Here is a 2,309-nt window from a genome sequence, read left to right as displayed (position 1 = left end):
GCTACCGGGCGGGAGAGGCATTAGGCGTCGCCGAACGGCAAACCGTCTCAGAAATAGCTGAGACCTGGCGCGTACGGTTAGCCGATATCAGCTGGTTTATGCGCAGTCTGAATGAATATATCGCCCGAGAGCCAATCAGGAGGATAGCTGTCGGGGGCATTTCTGGGAAGCGCGTTTTAAAAGTCAGGCCTTGCTGGACGAGCAGGCACTACTGAGCTGCATGGCGTATGTTGACCTTAACCCAATACGAGCAGGCATCGCCGAGACGCCCGAGCAATCGGCATTTACCTCAGTCAAACAGCGGATAGAAACCCCGCAGGAGCAAGATGCCATCGCATTAACACTCAAACGCTTTGATCCCCGAGAGGCTGAAACAGTGGCGATCAGCTATGACCTGCATGACTATCTGGAGTTGGTTGATTATACCGGGCGGGCGATTCATCCCACCAAGCGGGGTTATATTGCAGCGGATACTCCGCCGATACTCGTCAGACTGGGAATTGATACGGATCATTGGTTACAACTGATGCGACCGCAAGGCATACATATCGCCACCGTTATCGGCCATAGCACGCGTATTGAAGACTACCTGAAACGGCACCAGCAGCGGCATATCGCCGGAGCAACCCAACTGAAACGACTTTTACAGTAACAACCGACCCAAACTATCGAAGTAAACAAGCAGATATTCGTAGGCTATGGGATGCTTGTGCCCGAAAAAAGCAGATGTCGGGGATACTGGCTCTCAATAGGGGTGGGTTAAAAAATAAAGGACTGCCTTAGCCAGATATAACAGGAATATATGGCCTTGATTTGTTGTGATTTGGAATATGCCTGTCCCTTTATCGCTGGTCCCATCTGCGCGCCCGGCTGGCAGGAACTGATCACTCGGGCTGAAGCCAACTGCACGGCCTGCTGGCCGAACGGCACACAAAGAAAAAGGCCAGCGCCATTCGACACTGGCCTGATGACCTATAAATAAATCTGCCCCCCTTTTTCCTGATGGGTAACTGCGATAGAGAACAATACTGTAGGAGGCGCGCCCTCGCGGCGATTATACAGCCCTCCGATATAGCCTTTGGTACGGTGGTAATTCCACCGGAAAATAAATCTGTCCCCTTTATTGTCCCTTATATACTCGTAACCCTGGCCAGTTGTGCTGCAGCACAATGGGTTGGGACGACCTTCGACTTTAATACTGTCCCTGTAGCGAATGTCATTGGTAACGGTGTCGTTGGTGGTGTAATGTCAAAGATCCAGGGAGGAACGTTTAAGGAAGGTTTTATCGCTTCGGCCTTTGCCGCTTCATTAAAGAATATTAATAGGGATATTTGGGGTACAGAGCTTAAGAACAGACCTTATCGGGTGCTTACGGCTGCAGCGATTGGAGGCACCACTTCAGTGCTCGGGGGCGGTAAATTTACCAATGGTGCGGCTAGTGCCGCGTTTACGCAGATGTTTAATGCGGAAGCAACCATGGAGAAGGAAAGGGCAAAATTTAAAGCAGGATTTGAAATTAGTAAGGGGCCATTAAAAGGAGCTGTTAGTGTTAATGATTCAGGCGATTTAAGTGCAACGGGTGCATACTCTGCTCTTAGCATGGATTCTACTGGTCAAGCCTCCGCCGCCGTAGGGAATGCAAATGCTTCTTACAATATTATTGATGATCTTAAAAGCTTCGGGGGAGATGTGTTAAAGTTCTTTACCCTTAAAGGAAATTCTGACGGGAATGTTGAGTTTGGGGGGCATGCTGGTAGTAAAAGTTTAGGTTTCAAGATCGAAGCTTCATTTGAAGTTGCCCCTTATGCGATTTTAGAGCAATCAGAAGTTGGACAGGATTTAAATTATAAGAAAAGGGAACAAAGGATTAACTGTGCTGTTAATGGAGATAGAAATTGTTAAAATTCAGGTATCTTCTATATGTATTCATCCTATTCGCTTTATCGCCGAGTGTTTTCTCAGCTAATGATTTATCTATCAGCGATGAAGCCTATGATGCGCTATCTTCTCAGAAATGGGAGAATGCTAGAGAAAAGATTATTCAATTAGATAAAGATGATCCGATAACAAACCTGTACTGGGGGATTTATTATGGGAATAGAAATAATCCTTTTTCTGATGATAAGTTAGCAACAACTTATCTGGAAAAAGCAGCAATAGATAACTTGTTACATGCACGTTTACTGCTAGTGTAGTGTTGCATTCTGTTTAGAGCTTAAGCGACTGTTGGCACGAATAACTTTTTCCAGAATGTCTCGGGCACTTTTAGTCCAAATAAATGGCTTCGGATTGCTGTTATGATGGGCAAT

At 46.5% G+C, this 2,309-nt stretch carries 3 protein-coding genes; all 3 read left to right on the top strand.

Annotation, left to right across the window (positions count from 1 at the left end; translation table 11 throughout):
• The first annotated feature begins 220 nt into the window (after window positions 1-220).
• The 3 genes from JW499_RS21370 to JW499_RS21360 all read left to right on the top strand — a co-directional run bounded on the left by JW499_RS21370 (window position 221) and on the right by JW499_RS21360 (window position 2,195).
• Window positions 221-652, top strand: a complete 432-nt coding sequence (locus JW499_RS21370; protein ID WP_205212484.1) for a hypothetical protein — start codon at window positions 221-223, stop codon at window positions 650-652.
• A 593-nt stretch (window positions 653-1,245) separates the two neighbouring features.
• Window positions 1,246-1,902 carry a hypothetical protein gene (locus JW499_RS21365; protein ID WP_205212483.1) on the top strand — a complete coding sequence of 219 codons (657 nt, stop codon included), beginning with the start codon at window positions 1,246-1,248 and terminating at the stop codon, window positions 1,900-1,902.
• Window positions 1,896-2,195 (top strand): hypothetical protein, encoded by a 300-nt coding sequence (locus JW499_RS21360; protein ID WP_205212482.1) that lies wholly within the window; start codon window positions 1,896-1,898, stop codon window positions 2,193-2,195. Before JW499_RS21365 ends, JW499_RS21360 begins: the two co-directional genes overlap by 7 nt.
• The last annotated feature ends 114 nt before the right edge of the window (window positions 2,196-2,309 follow it).

This window comes from Amphritea pacifica, assembly GCF_016924145.1.
GTDB lineage: Bacteria > Pseudomonadota > Gammaproteobacteria > Pseudomonadales > Balneatricaceae > Amphritea > Amphritea pacifica.
Note: the sequence above shows the minus strand (reverse complement) of the source record. Positions and strands in the feature narration are given on the sequence as shown.

Bases quoted from the DNA above. Each gene is read 5' to 3' on its own strand.
- JW499_RS21370 (WP_205212484.1), top strand. From the start codon at position 221: ATGGCGTATGTTGACCTTAACCCAATACGAGCAGGCATCGCCGAGACG.
- JW499_RS21365 (WP_205212483.1), top strand. From the start codon at position 1,246: ATGTCAAAGATCCAGGGAGGAACGTTTAAGGAAGGTTTTATCGCTTCG.